Annotated in this window: 13 protein-coding genes; 7 read left to right on the forward strand and 6 right to left on the reverse strand. The window is 65.0% G+C overall.

Annotated features, from left to right (window positions below; all coding sequences use genetic code 11):
• Positions 1 to 180: 180 nt before the first annotated feature.
• Together ACR0BA_RS14975 and ACR0BA_RS14980 are read left to right on the forward strand one after the other, a co-directional pair.
• The gene (locus ACR0BA_RS14975; protein ID WP_170337989.1) at positions 181 to 1,065 is read left to right on the forward strand and encodes a DMT family transporter; all 885 of its coding nucleotides are present in this window, start codon (positions 181 to 183) and stop codon (positions 1,063 to 1,065) included.
• A gap of 106 nt (positions 1,066 to 1,171) precedes the next feature.
• Entirely contained in the window at positions 1,172 to 2,407 is a 1,236-nt protein-coding gene (locus ACR0BA_RS14980; RefSeq protein ID WP_480728698.1) for an MFS transporter, read from the forward strand.
• Here the strand turns inward: ACR0BA_RS14980 and ACR0BA_RS14985 are convergent.
• A complete protein-coding gene (locus tag ACR0BA_RS14985; protein ID WP_480728700.1) occupies positions 2,404 to 3,207 on the reverse strand; it encodes an ABC transporter permease in 804 nt (267 codons plus the stop codon). The two genes, ACR0BA_RS14980 and ACR0BA_RS14985, sit on opposite strands and share 4 nt — an antisense overlap.
• A 126-nt stretch (positions 3,208 to 3,333) precedes the next feature.
• Here ACR0BA_RS14985 and ACR0BA_RS14990 point away from each other — a divergent pair, with 126 nt between their 5' ends.
• On the forward strand, positions 3,334 to 3,912 hold the full coding sequence (locus tag ACR0BA_RS14990; RefSeq protein WP_093962717.1) for a GcrA family cell cycle regulator: 579 nt from the start codon (positions 3,334 to 3,336) through the stop codon (positions 3,910 to 3,912).
• A 26-nt stretch (positions 3,913 to 3,938) separates the two neighbouring features.
• Positions 3,939 to 4,562: an NUDIX hydrolase gene (locus ACR0BA_RS14995; RefSeq protein ID WP_480728702.1), complete on the forward strand. Its 624-nt coding sequence runs from the start codon at positions 3,939 to 3,941 to the stop codon at positions 4,560 to 4,562.
• A gap of 3 nt (positions 4,563 to 4,565) precedes the next feature.
• On the opposite strand, the gene ACR0BA_RS15000 is transcribed toward ACR0BA_RS14995, so the two are convergent.
• Complete coding sequence (locus ACR0BA_RS15000; RefSeq protein WP_480728704.1) at positions 4,566 to 5,645, reverse strand: DUF2235 domain-containing protein; 1,080 nt, start codon at positions 5,643 to 5,645, stop codon at positions 4,566 to 4,568.
• Positions 5,623 to 7,914: a xanthine dehydrogenase family protein molybdopterin-binding subunit gene (locus tag ACR0BA_RS15005; protein WP_480728705.1), complete on the reverse strand. Its 2,292-nt coding sequence runs from the start codon at positions 7,912 to 7,914 to the stop codon at positions 5,623 to 5,625. The genes ACR0BA_RS15000 and ACR0BA_RS15005 overlap by 23 nt, the downstream gene beginning before the upstream one ends.
• 145 nt (positions 7,915 to 8,059) lie before the next feature.
• Here ACR0BA_RS15005 and ACR0BA_RS15010 point away from each other — a divergent pair, with 145 nt between their 5' ends.
• Positions 8,060 to 11,221 (forward strand): valine--tRNA ligase, encoded by a 3,162-nt coding sequence (locus ACR0BA_RS15010; protein WP_480728707.1) that lies wholly within the window; start codon positions 8,060 to 8,062, stop codon positions 11,219 to 11,221.
• A gap of 125 nt (positions 11,222 to 11,346) precedes the next feature.
• Positions 11,347 to 12,513: a benzoate/H(+) symporter BenE family transporter gene (locus tag ACR0BA_RS15015; protein ID WP_480728709.1), complete on the forward strand. Its 1,167-nt coding sequence runs from the start codon at positions 11,347 to 11,349 to the stop codon at positions 12,511 to 12,513.
• 27 nt (positions 12,514 to 12,540) lie between these two features.
• Here ACR0BA_RS15015 and ACR0BA_RS15020 read toward each other — a convergent pair whose 3' ends face one another.
• Positions 12,541 to 13,323, reverse strand: a complete 783-nt coding sequence (locus ACR0BA_RS15020; protein WP_480728711.1) for a crotonase/enoyl-CoA hydratase family protein — start codon at positions 13,321 to 13,323, stop codon at positions 12,541 to 12,543.
• 144 nt (positions 13,324 to 13,467) lie between these two features.
• Here ACR0BA_RS15020 and ACR0BA_RS15025 point away from each other — a divergent pair, with 144 nt between their 5' ends.
• Positions 13,468 to 14,577, forward strand: a complete 1,110-nt coding sequence (locus ACR0BA_RS15025) for a pyridoxal phosphate-dependent aminotransferase (RefSeq protein WP_480728712.1) — start codon at positions 13,468 to 13,470, stop codon at positions 14,575 to 14,577.
• On the opposite strand, the gene ACR0BA_RS15030 is transcribed toward ACR0BA_RS15025, so the two are convergent.
• The gene (locus tag ACR0BA_RS15030; RefSeq protein ID WP_480728713.1) at positions 14,574 to 15,764 is read right to left on the reverse strand and encodes a pyridoxal-phosphate-dependent aminotransferase family protein; all 1,191 of its coding nucleotides are present in this window, start codon (positions 15,762 to 15,764) and stop codon (positions 14,574 to 14,576) included. The two genes, ACR0BA_RS15025 and ACR0BA_RS15030, sit on opposite strands and share 4 nt — an antisense overlap.
• Before the next feature lie 52 nt (positions 15,765 to 15,816).
• A complete protein-coding gene (gene eda, locus ACR0BA_RS15035) occupies positions 15,817 to 16,452 on the reverse strand; it encodes a bifunctional 4-hydroxy-2-oxoglutarate aldolase/2-dehydro-3-deoxy-phosphogluconate aldolase (protein ID WP_005977713.1) in 636 nt (211 codons plus the stop codon).
• Between the last annotated feature and the right edge of the window lie 2 nt (positions 16,453 to 16,454).

A 16,454-nucleotide genomic window follows, 5' to 3' on the forward strand; every position in this document is an offset into this window, starting at 1 on the left:
GTGATGCGTCGGCGTCGGAGCGGCAGGATATGCACGAGTTTGATCATGGGCGCCCGTATAGCGGGGCCAGCCCAGTGTGGAAAGGCAAAATGTATCCGCCCATGGATTTTTTGCAGGCGCGGGTTGGACCCCTTGCAATTCGGGCTTGTCATTTCTCTTACGCTGGCGCACCGATGGCCCATGTTCTCACCACAAGCCCACAACCCTGCCCTGGCAGCCGTACTTATCTTCTGCGCCAGCGCTTTCATCGCGGGCACGACATTGCTGGCCAAAGCTCTGGGCACCGAGACACTGGGCCCCCCCCTGCACCCGATGCAGATCAGCCATGGCCGGTTCCTGTTCGCATTTGTGGTCATCGTGGCAGCGGTTGGCGTTCTGCGTCCCCAACTACGGCGTCCCCACTGGGGCCTGCATGTCGGACGCACCAGCTTCGGGTGGACTGGCATTACTCTGATGTTCGCGTCGGTCGCCTATATCCCCATAGCCGATGCCACGGCGATATCGTTTCTGAACCCTGTTTTCGCGATGGTTCTGGCCATTCCTCTGCTGAAAGAGACCGTGGGGCCTTGGCGCTGGTTGGCGGCGGCGGTGGCTTTGACGGGGGCCATCATCCTGCTGCGCCCGACCCCCGACAGCTTTCAACCCGCGGCTCTGCTGGCCTTGGCGGCGGCGGCAGTGATCGGGATGGAACTGATCTTCATCAAAAAGCTGTCTGGCCGCGAGAGCCCCATCCAGATCCTGCTCATCAACAATGCCATGGGCTTGACGATTGCCAGCATCGCGGTCGCAACCGTCTGGCAACCACCATCGCCCGCTCAGTGGGCGGCTTTGGCCGGCATTGGCTTTCTGATGGCTTGCGCGCAGGCCTGCTTCGTCAATGGAATGGCCCGGGCAGATGCCTCGTTCGTAGCGCCGATCAGCTATGCAACGCTGATATTCGCCGCGCTTTATGACTTTGCGGTGTTCCGGGTCGTTCCGGATTGGGTCAGTTTGCTGGGCTCAGGGGTCATTCTGACCGGAGCGCTGATCCTTGTCTGGCGCGAGGCCCGAGCCAGACGCCGCTAGAATTTTTTCTACGGCCTTGTCCCCAGGCGACCCCGATGTCGCAAACTCTCATGAAACCGACACCGCATGACGCACCCTGAATGCGGTTGGTTAGAGAGATTGCCCGATGCACGAACGCCGAATCCCGGAATGGGTCCGTCATGCGCCCGCGCCCTCCGTTCGCAAGTTCGGCATACTTGCCGGGTTCGAGGCCGTGGTTCGCGGCATCCTGATTTCCGTATTCCCCTTGGTGATGTACCGGGCCATGGGCGACGCCGGGTCCGTCTCGCTCGTTTACTTTCTGGTCGGCCTCGTTTCGTTATTGGCCGGACTGATGGTGCCGTTCCTGATCCGTTATGTCCCGCGACGATGGGCCTACACATCCGGCTGCGTTATGTTCATCACCGGCGCTCTGCTGGCCATCGACGGCAGCCCCGAGGCCGTGATCGGGGCACTTGCGCTGAACACCGTGGCCGCGGTGGTTACTTTCATCTGCTTCAACGCCTACGTTTTGGACTACATCAGCAAGATCGAGCTCGGCCGCTGCGAAACAAGCCGGATGTTCTACAGCGCGCTGGGTTGGACAGCGGGGCCGATGGCAGGTGTGATGTTGATGGAATTATGGGCGCCGGCCCCTTTCGTCATCAGCGCGGCCGCCGCCATTGGTATGCTGATCATGTTCTGGGCCATGCGTTTGGGCAACGGCAAACTGATTACCAAGGCCAGGAGGGCAACGCAAAATCCGCTGTCTTTTCTACCACGGTTCTTTGCCCAACCACGGCTGGTGGCCGGGTATCTGTTTGCCATGATCCGGTCGTGTGGCTGGTGGATCTATGTGGTCTACCTTCCGATTTTCGCCATCGAAAACGGGTTGGGTGAGCAATTGGGCGGCACGCTTTTGTCAGCCACGAACGCCATGCTGTTTGCTGCCCCCCTGATTCTGCGCTGGGTCCAGAACCGGTCTCTGCGCAGCGCCGTGCGAACGGGCTTTGCCGCCTGCGCCACATGTTTTCTGTTGGCTGCATTGCTCTCGGGCTGGCCGGTGGCATCGGTCGTCGCACTGGTCATAGGGTCAATCTGGTTGATCGTGCTGGACATTTGTGCCGGTCTGCCATTCCTGATGGCGGTGAAGCCGTCCGAGCGGACAGAGATGTCCGCAATCTATTCCAGCTATCGCGACGTTTCGGGAATTCTGACACCAGGCGTTGCCGCCTTGGTGTTGCTGGCGACACCGGTGGCTGGTGTTTTTGCGGCAGGTGGGTTTGCACTGCTGGGCGCCTGGTCCGTGGCCGCGCGACTGCATCCGCGGCTGGGACGCCCCCGCGTGCCGCTACAGCCCGGTTCGTTGTCCGAAGCTGCCTAGGCCTTCAAACGGTAACCGGTCCGCAGCATTTGCCAGATGACGGCGCAGACCAACAGGGTCGACAGCAAACAGACGGCCATCCCCAACATCGGGTTGCTGTCCGACACTCCGATCACGCCGTATCGCAATCCATCGATCAGGTAGAAAACGGGGTTCACGTGACTGATCCTGTTCAGCAACGGCGGCAACGCGTCGACCGAGTAGAAGGTGCCAGACAGAAACGCCAACGGAGTAACGATGAAGTTGGTGATGGCGGCCATCTGATCGAACTTGTTGGCAAAAACCCCTGCCAGCAGGCCCAGCGCGCCCATGAACGCACCCCCAAGAATGACGAAAACCAAGGCCAGCGCGGGATGCTGCGGCATCAGCCCCAAGCCAAGCGCCAGCGCAGCGGCCAGCATCAACGCGATCAGCACACCCCGTGCGATGCCGCCCGCCAGATAGCCCAGCAATATCTCGAGCGGGGACAGCGGCGGCATCAGGGTATCGACGATGTTGCCCTGCACTTTCGAGATCACCATCGAGGACGAAGTGTTGGCGAAGGCGTTCTGAATCACCGTCATCATCATGATCCCGGGCGCCAGGAATGTCAGGAAGGGCACGCCCATGACATCCGGTCGCCCCGGACCGACGGCAATGTTGAAGATCAGCAGAAACAGCCCCGCTGTGACCAGAGGCGCCAGCAGGGTCTGCGTCCAGACCGCCAGGAAGCGCAGGGTTTCGCGCTGGGCCAGTGTCCACAACCCCATCCAGTTGACCGCTCCGAAACGGCGCATGTCCTGATCCGCGAGATTCTGCATTCCTGCCCCCAATCTGATTCGATGACCGCTTGTAACTCGGCCCGCAGTGATTAGAATAGGGCGCTGAGACGAATTCCGAAGGCGGCCCGTGACCGAGGCCGCTTTCCCGCTTTTGAAAGGCTACCCATGTCCTGGACAGACGAGCGCGTTGAACTGCTCAAGAAAATGTGGGGCGAAGGCCAGTCGGCCAGCCAGATCGCCAAGGAACTGGGCGGGGTCACCCGCAATGCGGTGATCGGCAAGGTCCATCGCCTGGGCCTGTCGAACCGTACCACCGGCGCCGCACCGGCCAAGGCCGAGCCCAAGGAAAAACCGGCCCCCGCGCCCAAGGCCGAAGCCAAGCCCAAACCCGCCCCCAAGACCGAGCCGGCCCGCCCCGCAGCCGCCGCGCCGGCCGCCGAGGCAAAGCCGGCCACGCCGCCGCGCCGCCAGATCATTCCGGCCGGCCAGCCGCTGCCGCCGCAGCCCTCGGCCAATGAGATCAGCCCCGAGGCACTGGCCAAGGTCAACGAGGTCGAGAAGAAGGCCAAGAAGCTGACCCTGATGGAACTGACCGAAAAGACCTGCAAATGGCCCGTGGGCGATCCGGCTACGGATGATTTCTGGTTTTGCGGTCTGCCGGCCGAGCCGGGCAAACCCTATTGCGAGGCGCATGTGGGCGTCGCCTTCCAACCCATGAGCTCGCGCCGCGACCGGCGTCGTTGAGGCCCATGCGCCAGGATCCGACAGCGATGGAGGATACCTGGCTGGCCCGGGCCAAACGGCTTTTGGCGCTGGCCGAAACCGGCCAGCATTTCGCCACCGATCCGTTCGACCGCGAACGCTATGACGAAATCGCCGGAATTGCCCGCGCGATGCTGGCCGATCTGGGTCGGGTGCCTTTGTCACAGATCGAAATGGCGATGCCTGCCTACTCGGGCGGATACGCAACACCCAGCATCGACATCCGCGGCGCCGTAATTCGCAACGGCGGAATCCTGCTGGTACGGGAACGCAGCGACGGGTTGTGGGCGATGCCTGGCGGTTTTGCCGATATCGGCAGCTCTCCGTCGGAGAACATCGAACGCGAAGTCTTGGAGGAAGCCGGTCTGCGTGTCACGGCGCAGACACTCTATGCCGTACGCCACAAGGCACGGCATCCCTACCCGGCAGATGCACGGGACTTCTACAAACTGTTCTTCCTGTGTAGCCCTTTGGATGCCGCCGCCCCGACCCCGGGCCCCGAAACCAGCGAAGCGGCGTTCTTCGCCCCGGATGCGTTGCCGGACCTGTCCCTGACACGCAATCTGGAAAAAGAGATCCACGATGCGTTTCAAGCGAACGGCAAGTCACCCAGCCCGGCGATGTTTGACTGACCGCTACTGCGCCGGGTGCGAATGTGGCCCTGCCGGCAGGTGCACCCATTTGGGCAGTTCGTCGGGCGAAACCGAGACATGCAGGCGTTCGGACGGGTCCTGACCTACGGTGCGATGCCTGCGCAACAGGAAGATCTTGCCCCACCCCCGCCACGTCCCGACCGACGGTGCATGGGGATCAGTGGGAAAGCGGTTGCGCCAGTCTTCAGGCAGCGGCAGACCATGCAACTCGGCCTTGTCGAGCATCCACACCAGCGAAATGTTGGCCAGCGGTCGCGCGGGCTCGAACCCGCTGAGTTGCCCCCCGACGTCACCATGCGTGCCGCGGAACCAAACCTGTTCGCAATGGCCTCGGAAATCCGGTGCGGTCGACCAAAGGACCGGCGTGAAGACCTCTCGCGTTTCATCCAGCGCCAGCGCATGATAGCCGTGCCGGGTGGACGGCCCGAGGTGGTGGTTGTGAAATGAATGCCGCTCTTCGGCCATGCGCCACAACAGCGGCAGGCGCAGTCCCAATGCCTTGACCGTGTCCCAGACGCCGATCATCTCAATTTCGACGCCGTCGTGGCAGAAATTCCGGCGAAAGTCCTGTGCGGCCTGCCCGCCCGGGTTGCACTCATAATGCCGGTAGGCCTGCTTGATGTTGCGCTCGGTCGCATGCTCGGCCCGCAGCAGCCCGATCATATCGATGACGCCGGCAAGGCTGCGCACACCATAGGCGCCGCGGGAATAGCCGATGAAGTAGATCCGATCGCCGGGCTTGTACCGAGAGGCAAGATAGCCGTAGGCCCTGCGGATCTGGCGATTGATCCCGCGCCCCATCATCACGTCCAGCGTGGATTTCCAGCTCTCCCATTGCACGCCCGCTTCATAGAAGACCGAGACCTGATTGCCCATTTCACAGCACAATCGAAAGGTCTGGCCGGCATGGGTCTCGAAGCCGGGCTCCAGGGTAGACATCGTTCCGTCCAGGATGATGACATGACTGATGGGTTCGCGGTGGCGCGTTTCGGCGGAATGCTCGGACCGCAGGGGGCGGCCGAGCCATCCAAGTATCTTCTTACCGAACCGCGACAGTACCATTCGACAACAATTCCCAAACCTTGACCGGAGTGAACGGCATGTCCGCCTGCCGCACTCCATGATCCCAGAGCGCATCCTGCACCGCATTTGCAACCGCGGCCAATGCGCCAACGGTGCCTGCCTCGCCGCATCCTTTCATTCCCATGGGGTTGGCGGTCGACGGAACCGGCGCCGAGGTAAACCTAATCATGGGTATGTCAGCGGCGCGCGGCAAGGCGTAATCCATGAACGTTGCCGTGAGCAACTGCCCCTCACCATCATGCACCACGTGCTCGCACAGCGCCTGGCCGATGCCCTGGGCCACCCCGCCATGCACCTGCCCTTCGGCCAGCATGGGGTTGATGAGATTGCCGAAATCATCGACGACCGTATAGCGGTCGACCGTCGTCGTGCCGGTTTCCGGGTCGATCACGATCTCGGCAACATGGGCGCCGTTGGGATAGCTGCGCGCCTCGAGCTGCGTGCGGGCCTCGTGCTGCAGCAGGTCGGGGCGGCCATCCGCGCGTGCCATCTCGGCCGCTTCGATCAGCGTGGGCGTCAGGTTCGACCCCGGCGCGCGAAAGGTTTCATGGTCGAAGGTCACATCGCTTTCCTCGACCCCCATCTTGCCCGCCAGATAGGGCGTGAATGCGGCAATCATCTGGTCAATCGTGACCAGCGTCGCCGCGCTTTGCACCGTGACCGAGCGCGACCCGCCGGTGCCACCGCCCTGCGCCATGCGGTCGCTGTCACCCTGCACGACCCGGATCCGGTCGGCCGGAATTCCCGTCTGGTCCGACAGGAACTGGGCATAGACCGTCTCATGCCCCTGCCCGTTCGATTGCGTCCCGACATAAAGGTTCACGGTGTAATCCTGACAGAATTCGATTTTCGCGCCTTCGGACGGATCACCCAGAATGCTTTCGATATAGAAACAAAGCCCCTGCCCCCGGATCAGGCCGCGTTCGGCGTCGGCGGCCTTGCGCGCGGCGAAACCGTCGGTCTGTTCGGCGGCGCGGGACAGGACCATTCCGAAATCGCCCACGTCATAGGTTTCACCGGTGGCCGAGACATAGGGAAACGCCTCGGGCCGGATGAAGTTGCGGCGGCGCAGTTCCCACGGGTCGACGCCCAGTTCCCGCGCGGCGCGGTCCATCGCGCGTTCCAGCACATAGATCGCCTCGGGGCGGCCGGCACCGCGATAGGCATCGACCTGGGTGGTGTTGGAATAAAACCCCTCGACCCGCAGATAGGTTTTCTGCACGTCATAGACGCCGGGCAGCACGCATTTGAACAGGTTGGTCTGGATCGCCTGGCCGAAATGGCTGTTGTACGCGCCCAGGTTGCAGCGGCTGTGGACCCGGTAGGCGGTGATGCGAAGATGCTCGTCAAAGGCCAGTTCGGCCAGCGAGGTCAGGTCGCGCCCGTGGTGGTCGGACAGCATCGCCTCGGTCCGGTCCGACATCCAGTGCACGGGCTGGCCCAGTTGCATCGCCGCTACTGCGACCGAGAAATACTCGGGGTACGGCATCGCCTTCATGCCGAACCCGCCGCCCACATCGGGCGTGGTGACATGGACCGCCTGCGGGTCCAGCCGCAGCTTGTCGGCCAGCTGCGCCTTCATCCCCCAGACGCCCTGCCCGCCATAGCTGAAATGCAGCCGCCCGTCGGACCAGACCGCGTTGCAGCCGCGCGGCTCGATTGAGTTCACGATCACCCGGTTGTCGGCCACCTGCAGCGACACGACATGAGCGGCAGCGTTAAAGGCGGCTTGGGTCGCGGCCTCGTCGCCCACGGCCCAGTCAAAGGCGCGGTTGTCGGGGGCCTCGGGGTGCAGCGGCTCACCGCCCGGCGCAAGGTCCAGCTTGGCGGGGCGGTCGGCTGTGTCCATCCAGATCAGCTCGGCGGCGTCGCGGGCCTGCGCCAGCGTTTCGGCCACGACCATCGCCACCGGCTCGCCGACAAAGCGCACCCGGTCGCGGGCCAGCATGTGGCGCGGGGGACTGGCGGCGCGGCTGCCGTCGCGGTTGACAAGGATCGTGGCGCTCAGCACCGGGTCGATTCCGGCGGCGATCAGGTCATCGATGGTCAGCACCAGCCGCACACCGGGCGCGGCGCGGGCGGCGTCGAGGTCCAGCGCGGTGATGTCGCCATGCGCCACCGGGCTGCGAAAGAACACCGCGTACAGCGCACCGGGCGGCACCGTATCGTCCATGTAGCGCCCCTGACCGGTCAGGAACCGCTGATCCTCGGTCCGGGTGACCGGTTGGCTCTTGCCAAACTTTTCCATGACGCGCCCCTTTCACTGCCTCAGACCGCGACCCTAGCCTTGATGCGGCGGATGTCCAGTGCGCGAGGTGCTTGGCCCTTTCCCTTCCCGCCGCCATTCGCTATTGCAGGCGCTGACCCAAGATCGATGACGCAGGACGCACCCGATGGCGATGGACAAGACATTCAACGCGGCCGAGGCCGAGGCCCGGATCTACAAGGCCTGGGAACAGGCCGGAGCCTTCAAGGCAGGCGCGAACAAGTCGCGCGACGAAAGCTTTTGCATCATGATCCCGCCGCCGAACGTGACCGGCGCGCTGCATGTGGGGCATGCGTTCAACAACACCCTGCAGGACATTCTGACCCGCTGGCACCGGATGCGCGGGTTCGACACGTTGTGGCAGCCCGGGCAGGACCATGCCGGCATCGCCACGCAGATGCAGGTCGAGAAGATGCTCGCCGCCACGCAACAACCCAGCCGGAACGAACTGGGCCGTGAGAAGTTCCTTGAGAAAGTCTGGGAGTGGAAGGGCGAATACGGCGGCACCATCATCGAGCAGCTGAAACGCCTCGGCTCTTCGTGCGACTGGTCGCGCAACGCCTTCACCATGGCCGGTGCGGCCGGCGACCCGCGCACGGGCCACGAAAACAGCCCCAACTTCCATGACGCGGTCATCAAGGTCTTTGTCGACATGTACGACAAGGGCCTGATCTACCGCGGCAAGCGGCTGGTCAACTGGGACCCGCATTTCGAGACCGCGATCTCGGACCTCGAGGTCGAGAATATCGAGGTCGCCGGCCACATGTGGCACTTCAAGTACCCGCTGGCCGGGGGCGAGACTTACACCTACGTCGAAAAGGACGAGGACGGGAACGTCATCCTCGAGGAAGAGCGCGACTACATCTCGATCGCCACGACCCGACCCGAGACCATGCTGGGCGACGGCGCGGTTGCGGTGCACCCGTCGGACGAACGCTATGCGCCCATCGTCGGCAAGCTGTGCGAAATCCCGGTGGGCCCGAAAGAGCATCGCCGCCAGATCCCGATCATCACCGACGAATACCCTGACCCGAATTTCGGCTCGGGCGCGGTGAAGATCACCGGCGCGCATGACTTCAACGATTACCAAGTGGCCAAGCGCGGCAAGATCCCGATGTACCGCCTGATGGACACGCGCGGCCACATGCGGGTCGACGGCGCGCCCTACGCAGACGAAGCCGCCAAGGCCCAGGAATATGCCCGCGGGCGCGAATTCACCGAGAACGAGATCGACGCGATCAACCTGGTGCCCGACCACCTGCGCGGCCTGGACCGGTTCGAGGCGCGCGCCAAGTTGGTCGAAGAGATCACCGCCGAAGGCCTGGCCGTGATGACCCGCGCGGATGACCCGCGCCTGGGATCGACCGCGCTGAAACCCGATGCCGAGGGCGCCGACGCGCTGGTGCCGCTGGTCGAGAGCAAACCGATCATGCAGCCCTTCGGCGACCGCTCGAAGGTAGTGATCGAACCGATGCTGACCGACCAGTGGTTCGTCGAGACGTCAAAGATCGTGGGTCCCGCGCTGGACGCGGTGCGCGATGGCCGGGTCAAGATCATCCCGGAATCGGGTGAAAAGACCTATTACCACTGGCTGGAAAACATCGAGCCCTGGTGCATCAGCCGCCAGCTGTGGTGGGGCCATCAGATTCCGGTCTGGTACGGGCTGGACCTGTCCGCCGAGGATTTCAAGGATGACGAAAACGACGGCGAGCTGGACCTGGTCGAACTGGGCCGGCTGCTGAACGAAGGCGGCATGCTGCACCGGGGCGCGGTCATGGAGTGCGCCGCCAGCTTCGAGGACGTCACCGGGAAGTTCCTGGATGACAATGCCGACATTCCCAGCCCGCTCAGCCACGCCACGGTGATCGAGGTGGCCGACAAGCACGAGGCGATCCACCGGTTCGCCGAAAGCCTGGCGCAATACGCCATCGACCGCGATCCGACCAAGCTGGTTTATCCGGTCTGGCGCGATCCGGATGTGCTGGACACCTGGTTCTCGTCCGGCCTGTGGCCCATCGGCACGCTGGGCTGGCCCGAACAGACCGAGGAGTTGCAGCGCTACTTCCCCACCGATGTCCTGATCACCGGGTTCGACATCCTATTCTTCTGGGTCGCCCGGATGATGATGATGCAGCTGGCCGTGGTGAACGAAATTCCGTTCCACACCGTCTATCTGCATCAGCTCGTCCGCGACGAGAAGGGCAAGAAGATGTCCAAGACCACCGGCAACGTCATCGACCCGCTGGAAATCGTGGACGAGTTCGGCGCCGACGCGCTGCGCTTTACCAACGCGTCGATGGCGGCCATCGGCGGCGTGCTGAAACTGTCGCGCGAGCGCATCACCGGCTATCGCAACTTTGGCACCAAGCTGTGGAACGCCGTCCGCTTTGCCGAGATGAACGAGGTCTTTACCGACGCCGTCCCGCAACTGGACGTGGCCGAGTTGCAGCCCAAGGCCGCCGTAAACCGCTGGATCATCGGCGAAACCGCCCGCGTGCGCGAAGAGGTCGACTCGGCGCTGGAGAGCTATCGCTTCAATGACGCGGCCAATGCGCTTTATGCCTTTGTCTGGGGCAAGGTCTGTGACTGGTACGTGGAACTGTCCAAACCGCTGCTGCAGGGCGACGATGCCGAGGCCCAGGCCGAGACCCGCGCCACCATGCGCTGGGTTCTGGATCAGTGCCTGGTCCTGCTGCACCCGATCATGCCCTTCATCACCGAAGAGCTGTGGGGCCTGACCGGCACGCGGCCCAAGATGCTGGTGCATGCCGACTGGCCCAGCTATGCCGCCGACGATCTGGTCGACGCCGACGCGGATCGCGAGATGAACTGGGTGATCTCGGTGATCGAGAACACCCGCTCGGCGCGCGCCCAGATGCGCGTCCCGGCGGGCCTGTACGTGCCGATGCTGGTGACCGAGATCGACGCCCACGGCCAGGCCGCCTGGGACCGGAACGAGGCGCTGGTCAAGCGGCTGGCGCGGATTGACAGCCTGACCAAGACCGACACGCTGCCCAAGGGCACGATCTCGATCGCGGCGCCCGGCGCGTCCTTTGGCCTGCCGTTGGCCGACATCATCGACATCGGCGCCGAGAAGGAACGGCTGGAAAAAGCCAAGGGCAAACTGGCCAAGGAACTGGGCGGTCTGCGCGGGCGTCTCAACAACCCCAAATTCGTGGCCTCGGCCCCCGAAGAGGTGGTGGAAGAGGCCAAGGCCAACCTGGCCGCCCGCGAAGAGGAAGAGGCCCGCATCAACGAGGCGCTGGCCCGACTGGCCGAGATTGCCTGATCCGTCAGCCCTCCGCAGCTTGACGAAACCCCGCCGCGCACGCCCGGCGGGGTTTTTTGCACCCGGCCCTGTTCACCGGGCCAAACGGTTGCTAGCAATCTCGGGACCAATCCACCGAGGCCCCCATGTCCAGACCCTTTCCGCCGATGCAGACCGTTTCAACCGGGCTGGTCGTGGCCGTAGTCGGCTTTTTCAGCTCGTTTCCGATTGTCCTGCAGGGGCTGGACGCCATGGGCGCCTCGGGGCCTCAGGCGGCGTCGGGGCTGATGATGGCCGCCCTTGCAATGGGGCTGGCGGCGATCGTGCTGAGCCTGTGGTACCGCCAACCGATCAGCGTGGCCTGGTCCACGCCCGGTGCGGCGCTGCTGGCGGTTTCGGCCGCGCCGGCTGCGGGATTCTCGGGTGCCATCGGCGCGTTCCTGTTTGCGGGTGCGCTGACCGTGCTGGCCGGGATGTGGCGCCCGCTGGGACGGTTGGCGGCGGCGATTCCCACCTCCTTGGCGCAGGCGATGCTGGGCGGGGTGCTGCTGCCGCTGTGCATCATCCCGTTTCAGGCCGCGGTCGATATCCCCTGGCAGGCCCTGCCGGTGATCCTGACCTGGTTCATCGCCGGACGTGTGCACAGACTGCTGGCGGTCCCCGCCGCTGTTCTGGCCGCCGCGGTGGTCGTCGTTCTGTTTTCTGACGGACCGTCGGTCCGCCCCGACCACCTGCTGGCCGCGCCGGTCTGGACCACGCCTACCTTTTCGTTGGCGTCGATGATCGGCATCGGGGTGCCGCTGTTCGTGGTCACGATGGCCACGCAGAACATCCCCGGCATCGCGGTCATGCGCAGCTTTGGCTACGCCCCGATCGCAGGACGGCTGTTCTCGGCCGTGGGCGGGGCCAGCATCCTGTCGGCCCCCTTCGGCGCGCCGGCGACCTGCCTCGCGGCCATCACCGCTGCCATGTGCTCGAACGAGGACAGCCACCCCGACCGGGATCAGCGCTATTGGTCGGCGGTCATGGCCGGGGTGTTCTATTGCCTGTTCGGGGTATTCGCCGTGGCCATCACCGGGTTTGCCGCCCATGCCGATCCGATGCTGATGGGCACGTTGACCGGAGTGGCGTTGATCGGGGTCATGGCCAATGCCACCTTCGCCGCGCTCGAGGTTCCGGCCGAGCGCGAAGCCGCGATCCTGACCTTTGCCATCACCGCCTCGGGCATCACCGTTTTCGGTCTGGGCGCGGCGGTCTGGGGTCTGCTGGCAGGCGGCATCGCCCATGGGGTGACGACGCGCCTGCGGGGTTGAGTTGGATCTGGCCGCGGCCCGCGAGGTTTACTTGAACTCGGGCTTGCGGCCCTGCATCTGGGCCATCACCACTTCCATCTGGTCGGGTTTGCCGATCAGTTCGACCTGTTCGGCGGATTCGGCCAGCAGAACCTCGGCTCGCGACTTGGTTTCGGCCACCTCGATCAGGCGTTTCGCGGCGCGGATGGCCGAGGGGCTCTTGCCCGCAATATCCTCGGCCAGTGCGATGGCTTCGGTCAGCGGATCATCCGACAGGCTGGTGACCAACCCCCAAACGGCGGCCTGGGCGGCTCCTATGGGCCGCGCGGTGTAGGTCAGCAGGCGCAGCACGTCGGACCGCACCAGTTTCGGCAACAGGACCATGCCGCCCATGTCGGGGATGATGCCCCATTTCATCTCCATCACAGCCAGCTTGGCGTCGGGATGGACAATGCGGATATCGGCGCCCAGCGCGATCTGCAGACCACCGCCATAGGCCACGCCCTGAATGGCGCAGATCACCGGTACCGGCACGCGGCGCCAGATCAGCGCCAGTTCCTGCATCTCATTCGCGTCGTCATGGTTGCGGGTCATCAGCCACTCGGTCGGGTCCTTGTGCGCCATGGCCGCGAAGCTGGCCATGTCGAGCCCCGCGCAGAAGCTTTTGCCCTCGCCCGACAGCACCACGGCACGGGCGTCCGAGGCGGCGACTTCTTGCCCCGCTGCCAGGATCGCCTTGACCATCGCATCGTCCAGCGCGTTCATCTTGTCGCCGCGGGTCAGGGTGACATGGGCGATGTGGTTCCTGTATTCGACTGATACGCGCGCCATCTGGGCCTCCGGGTTTGATGTTCCGGGCAAACAATGCCCCGAAACCCACAGCCGACGCCAGCCCGACGTGAGGGCAGATCGGTCCGGACGCCCAGGCCCGATGCAAGGCTTGCCCCGGCCATGCCCTTGGGATTATCTGCGCCCATGACCGGACCCAGATACACCCCGCTTGCCCAATCCCTGCCCGCAACCGTGCCCTTCGTCGGCCCCGAGACGCAGGAGCGCCAGCGCGGTGCGCCCTTCGTGGCCCGACTGGGCGCGAACGAGAGCGTGTTCGGCCCCTCGCCCCGCGCGATCGAGGCGATGCGGCAGGCCGCTGACGGCATCTGGATGTATGGTGACCCCGAGAACCACGATCTGCGCCATGCGCTGGCCGATCATCACGGAATCAGCCCCGACAACATCGTGGTCGGCGAAGGCATCGACGGGCTGCTGGGCTATCTGGTGCGCCTGATGGTCGGTCCCGGCGATGCGGTCGTGACCTCGGACGGGGCCTATCCCACCTTCAACTACCACGTCGCGGGCTATGGCGGGGCGATCCACAAGGTGCCTTATGCCAACGATCACGAGGACCCGGCCGCTGTGTTCGCCAAGGCGGCCGAGGTCGGCGCCAAGCTGGTCTATCTGGCCAACCCGGACAACCCGATGGGCAGTTGGCATCGCGGCGCGGACATCGTCGCGGCGCTGGACGTCCTGCCCGACGGCTGTCTGCTGGTCCTGGACGAGGCTTACGTGGAATGCGCGCCTGAAGGCACTGCCGCGCCGGTCGCGGCGGATGATCCACGCGTGATCCGAATGCGCACCTTTTCCAAGGTCTACGGCATGGCCGGCGCCCGGGTCGGCTATGCAATCGCAGCGCCCGAGTTGATCTCGGCCTTCAACAAGGTGCGCAACCATTTCGGCATGAACCGCATGGCGCAGGCCGGAGCGCTGGCCGCCCTGCACGATCAGGACTGGCTGACGCAGGTACAAGCACAGATCGCCTCGGCCTGCGACCGGATCGGCGCGATCGCGCGTGACAACGGGTTGGCCCCGCTGCCCTCGGCCACCAATTTCGTGGCGATCGACTGCGGGCGCGACGGAGCATTTGCCAAGGCGGTGCTGGATGCGCTGGTGGCGCAGGGGATCTTTGTACGGATGCCATTTGCAGCCCCGCAGAACCGCTGCATCCGCGTCAGTTGCGGCACCGAAGCCGACCTGAACGCCTTTGCCGCCGCCCTGCCGCAGGCGCTGGCGGCCGCGCGCAGCGCCTAGCCCGCCAGAACCCCCGCCGCAGCCTCGAGCGCGCCGGACCCGCGTGGGATCTCCAACGCGGCCATGGCGGTTTCGATGCCGCCCAGCAGACCCATGACCATGTGCCCGTTCAGATGGCCCATGTGGCCCAGCCGGAAACATGACTCCTCGTCCGCCATGCCCAGCCCGATGCCAAGGGTCAAGCCCAGGTGCCGCTCGGTATAGCTGCGCAGGGGCGTGCCGCGACCCTCGGTCAAGCGCAGAGCGGTGACGGCATGGCTGCGATGCGTGCGATCGCCGACGTTCAGGTGCAGCGCCCCGGCCTCGGCCCACTTCTCGCAGGCGGCCCAGACGGCATGGGCCAGCCGCGCATGGCGGGCCCAAACCTGCTCAATCCCATCGGCATGGATCAGATCCAGGGCGGCGCGCAGGCCGTACAGGTGGTGCGTCGGCGCGGTGCCGCCGAAATACTGATAGAACCAGTCGGGCTCTGATCGTGGCTGCCAGTCCCAATAGGCCGAAACCCGCGGCATCGCGGCCCGTTTGGCCTTGGCCCGGTCGTTGAAGAACACGAAGGACATGCCCGCAGGGGTCATCAGCCCCTTCTGGCAGGCGGTGACCATGACATCGACGCCCCAGTCATCCATCTCGAACCGGTCGCAGCCCAGCGAGGCGATGCAATCCACCATCAGCAATGCCGGGTGGTTCAGGTCGTCCAGCAACGCCCGCAGCGCCGGAATGTCGTTGCGGATCGAGCTGGACGTGTCCACATGCACCGCCAGAACCGCCTTGATCCGGTGGTCGGCATCAGCCCGCAGGGCCTGCGCGATCCGATCCATGTCCCACGGGTCGGAGGGGCCGAAATCGATCAGTTCGACCTTGACGCCCAGACGCTCGGCCATTTCCGCCCAGCCATGGGTGAACCGCCCCGAAGCCGGAGCCAGCACGGTTTCCCCCGGCGCCAGAACGTTGGACAGCGCCGCCTCCCACGCGCCGTGGCCGTTGGCGATGTAGATCGCCACCTCGTGCCGGGTACGGGCCACGCGGCGCAAGTCGGCCGTCAGGTCGGGCATCATCTCGACCAGTTCACCGGCATAGATATTGGGTGACGGGCGGTGCATCGCCTGCAGTACCGCGTCCGGAATCACGGAAGGGCCCGGAATGGCCAGATAATTTCGCCCTTGGGCGAAGGAAATACTGTCTGTCATGTGGATCAACCTGCCTGTAATGGCGCCCACCCTAGCGCCCGGCCCGGCAAGGTCAATCCATCAGGGCGGCCGCCTCACGCGCGAGGGCTTCGATCCCCGCCCAGTCGCCCTGCGCCACCATCTGTTTCGGCGCAACCCAGCTGCCGCCCGCGCAGATCACGTTGGGCAGGGACAGGTAATCGCGGGCGTTGGCGGGCGACACGCCGCCCGTCGGGCAGAAGGTGATCTGCGGCAACGGCGCGCCGATCGCCTTGAGCGCAGGTGCCCCGCCCGAGGCTTCGGCCGGGAAGAATTTCAGCATGTCATAGCCCTGCTCGAGCAGGCGCATCGCCTCAGTCGCGGTGGCCGCGCCGGGCAGCAGCGGCAGGCCCTCGGCCTCGCAGGCGGCGATCAGGGCATCGGTGGCACCGGGCGATACGCCGAACTGCGCGCCGGCCTCTTTCGCGGCGCGGACATCGTCGGGCGTGACCAGCGTGCCGGCCCCCACGACCCCGCCGGGCACCTGCGCCATGGCGCGGATCGCGTCCAGCGCTGCGGGCGTGCGCAAGGTTACTTCGAGCGCGGGCAGGCCACCGGCCACCAGTGCCTCGGCCAGCGGGCGGGCATGGGCGGCGTCATCGACGACCAGAACCGGGACGATGGGCGCCAATGCGCAGATCTCGCGGGTGCGTTGAGTTTTTGCGGACATAG

It is taken from the genome of Ruegeria sp. CI5 (assembly GCF_056536885.1).

Excerpts from the sequence above, each read along its gene's own strand:
- ACR0BA_RS15020 (WP_480728711.1), bottom strand. The coding sequence starts at position 13,323 with ATGGCGCGCGTATCAGTCGAATACAGGAACCACATCGCCCATGTCACC.
- ACR0BA_RS15010 (WP_480728707.1), top strand. The coding sequence starts at position 8,060 with ATGGCGATGGACAAGACATTCAACGCGGCCGAGGCCGAGGCCCGGATC.
- ACR0BA_RS14985 (WP_480728700.1), bottom strand. The coding sequence starts at position 3,207 with ATGCAGAATCTCGCGGATCAGGACATGCGCCGTTTCGGAGCGGTCAAC.
- ACR0BA_RS15015 (WP_480728709.1), top strand. The coding sequence starts at position 11,347 with ATGTCCAGACCCTTTCCGCCGATGCAGACCGTTTCAACCGGGCTGGTC.
- ACR0BA_RS15005 (WP_480728705.1), bottom strand. The coding sequence starts at position 7,914 with ATGGAAAAGTTTGGCAAGAGCCAACCGGTCACCCGGACCGAGGATCAG.
- ACR0BA_RS15025 (WP_480728712.1), top strand. The coding sequence starts at position 13,468 with ATGACCGGACCCAGATACACCCCGCTTGCCCAATCCCTGCCCGCAACC.
- ACR0BA_RS14995 (WP_480728702.1), top strand. The coding sequence starts at position 3,939 with ATGGAGGATACCTGGCTGGCCCGGGCCAAACGGCTTTTGGCGCTGGCC.
- eda (WP_005977713.1), bottom strand. The coding sequence starts at position 16,452 with ATGTCCGCAAAAACTCAACGCACCCGCGAGATCTGCGCATTGGCGCCC.
- ACR0BA_RS14975 (WP_170337989.1), top strand. The coding sequence starts at position 181 with ATGTTCTCACCACAAGCCCACAACCCTGCCCTGGCAGCCGTACTTATC.
- ACR0BA_RS15030 (WP_480728713.1), bottom strand. The coding sequence starts at position 15,764 with ATGACAGACAGTATTTCCTTCGCCCAAGGGCGAAATTATCTGGCCATT.
- ACR0BA_RS14980 (WP_480728698.1), top strand. The coding sequence starts at position 1,172 with ATGCACGAACGCCGAATCCCGGAATGGGTCCGTCATGCGCCCGCGCCC.
- ACR0BA_RS15000 (WP_480728704.1), bottom strand. The coding sequence starts at position 5,645 with ATGGTACTGTCGCGGTTCGGTAAGAAGATACTTGGATGGCTCGGCCGC.
- ACR0BA_RS14990 (WP_093962717.1), top strand. The coding sequence starts at position 3,334 with ATGTCCTGGACAGACGAGCGCGTTGAACTGCTCAAGAAAATGTGGGGC.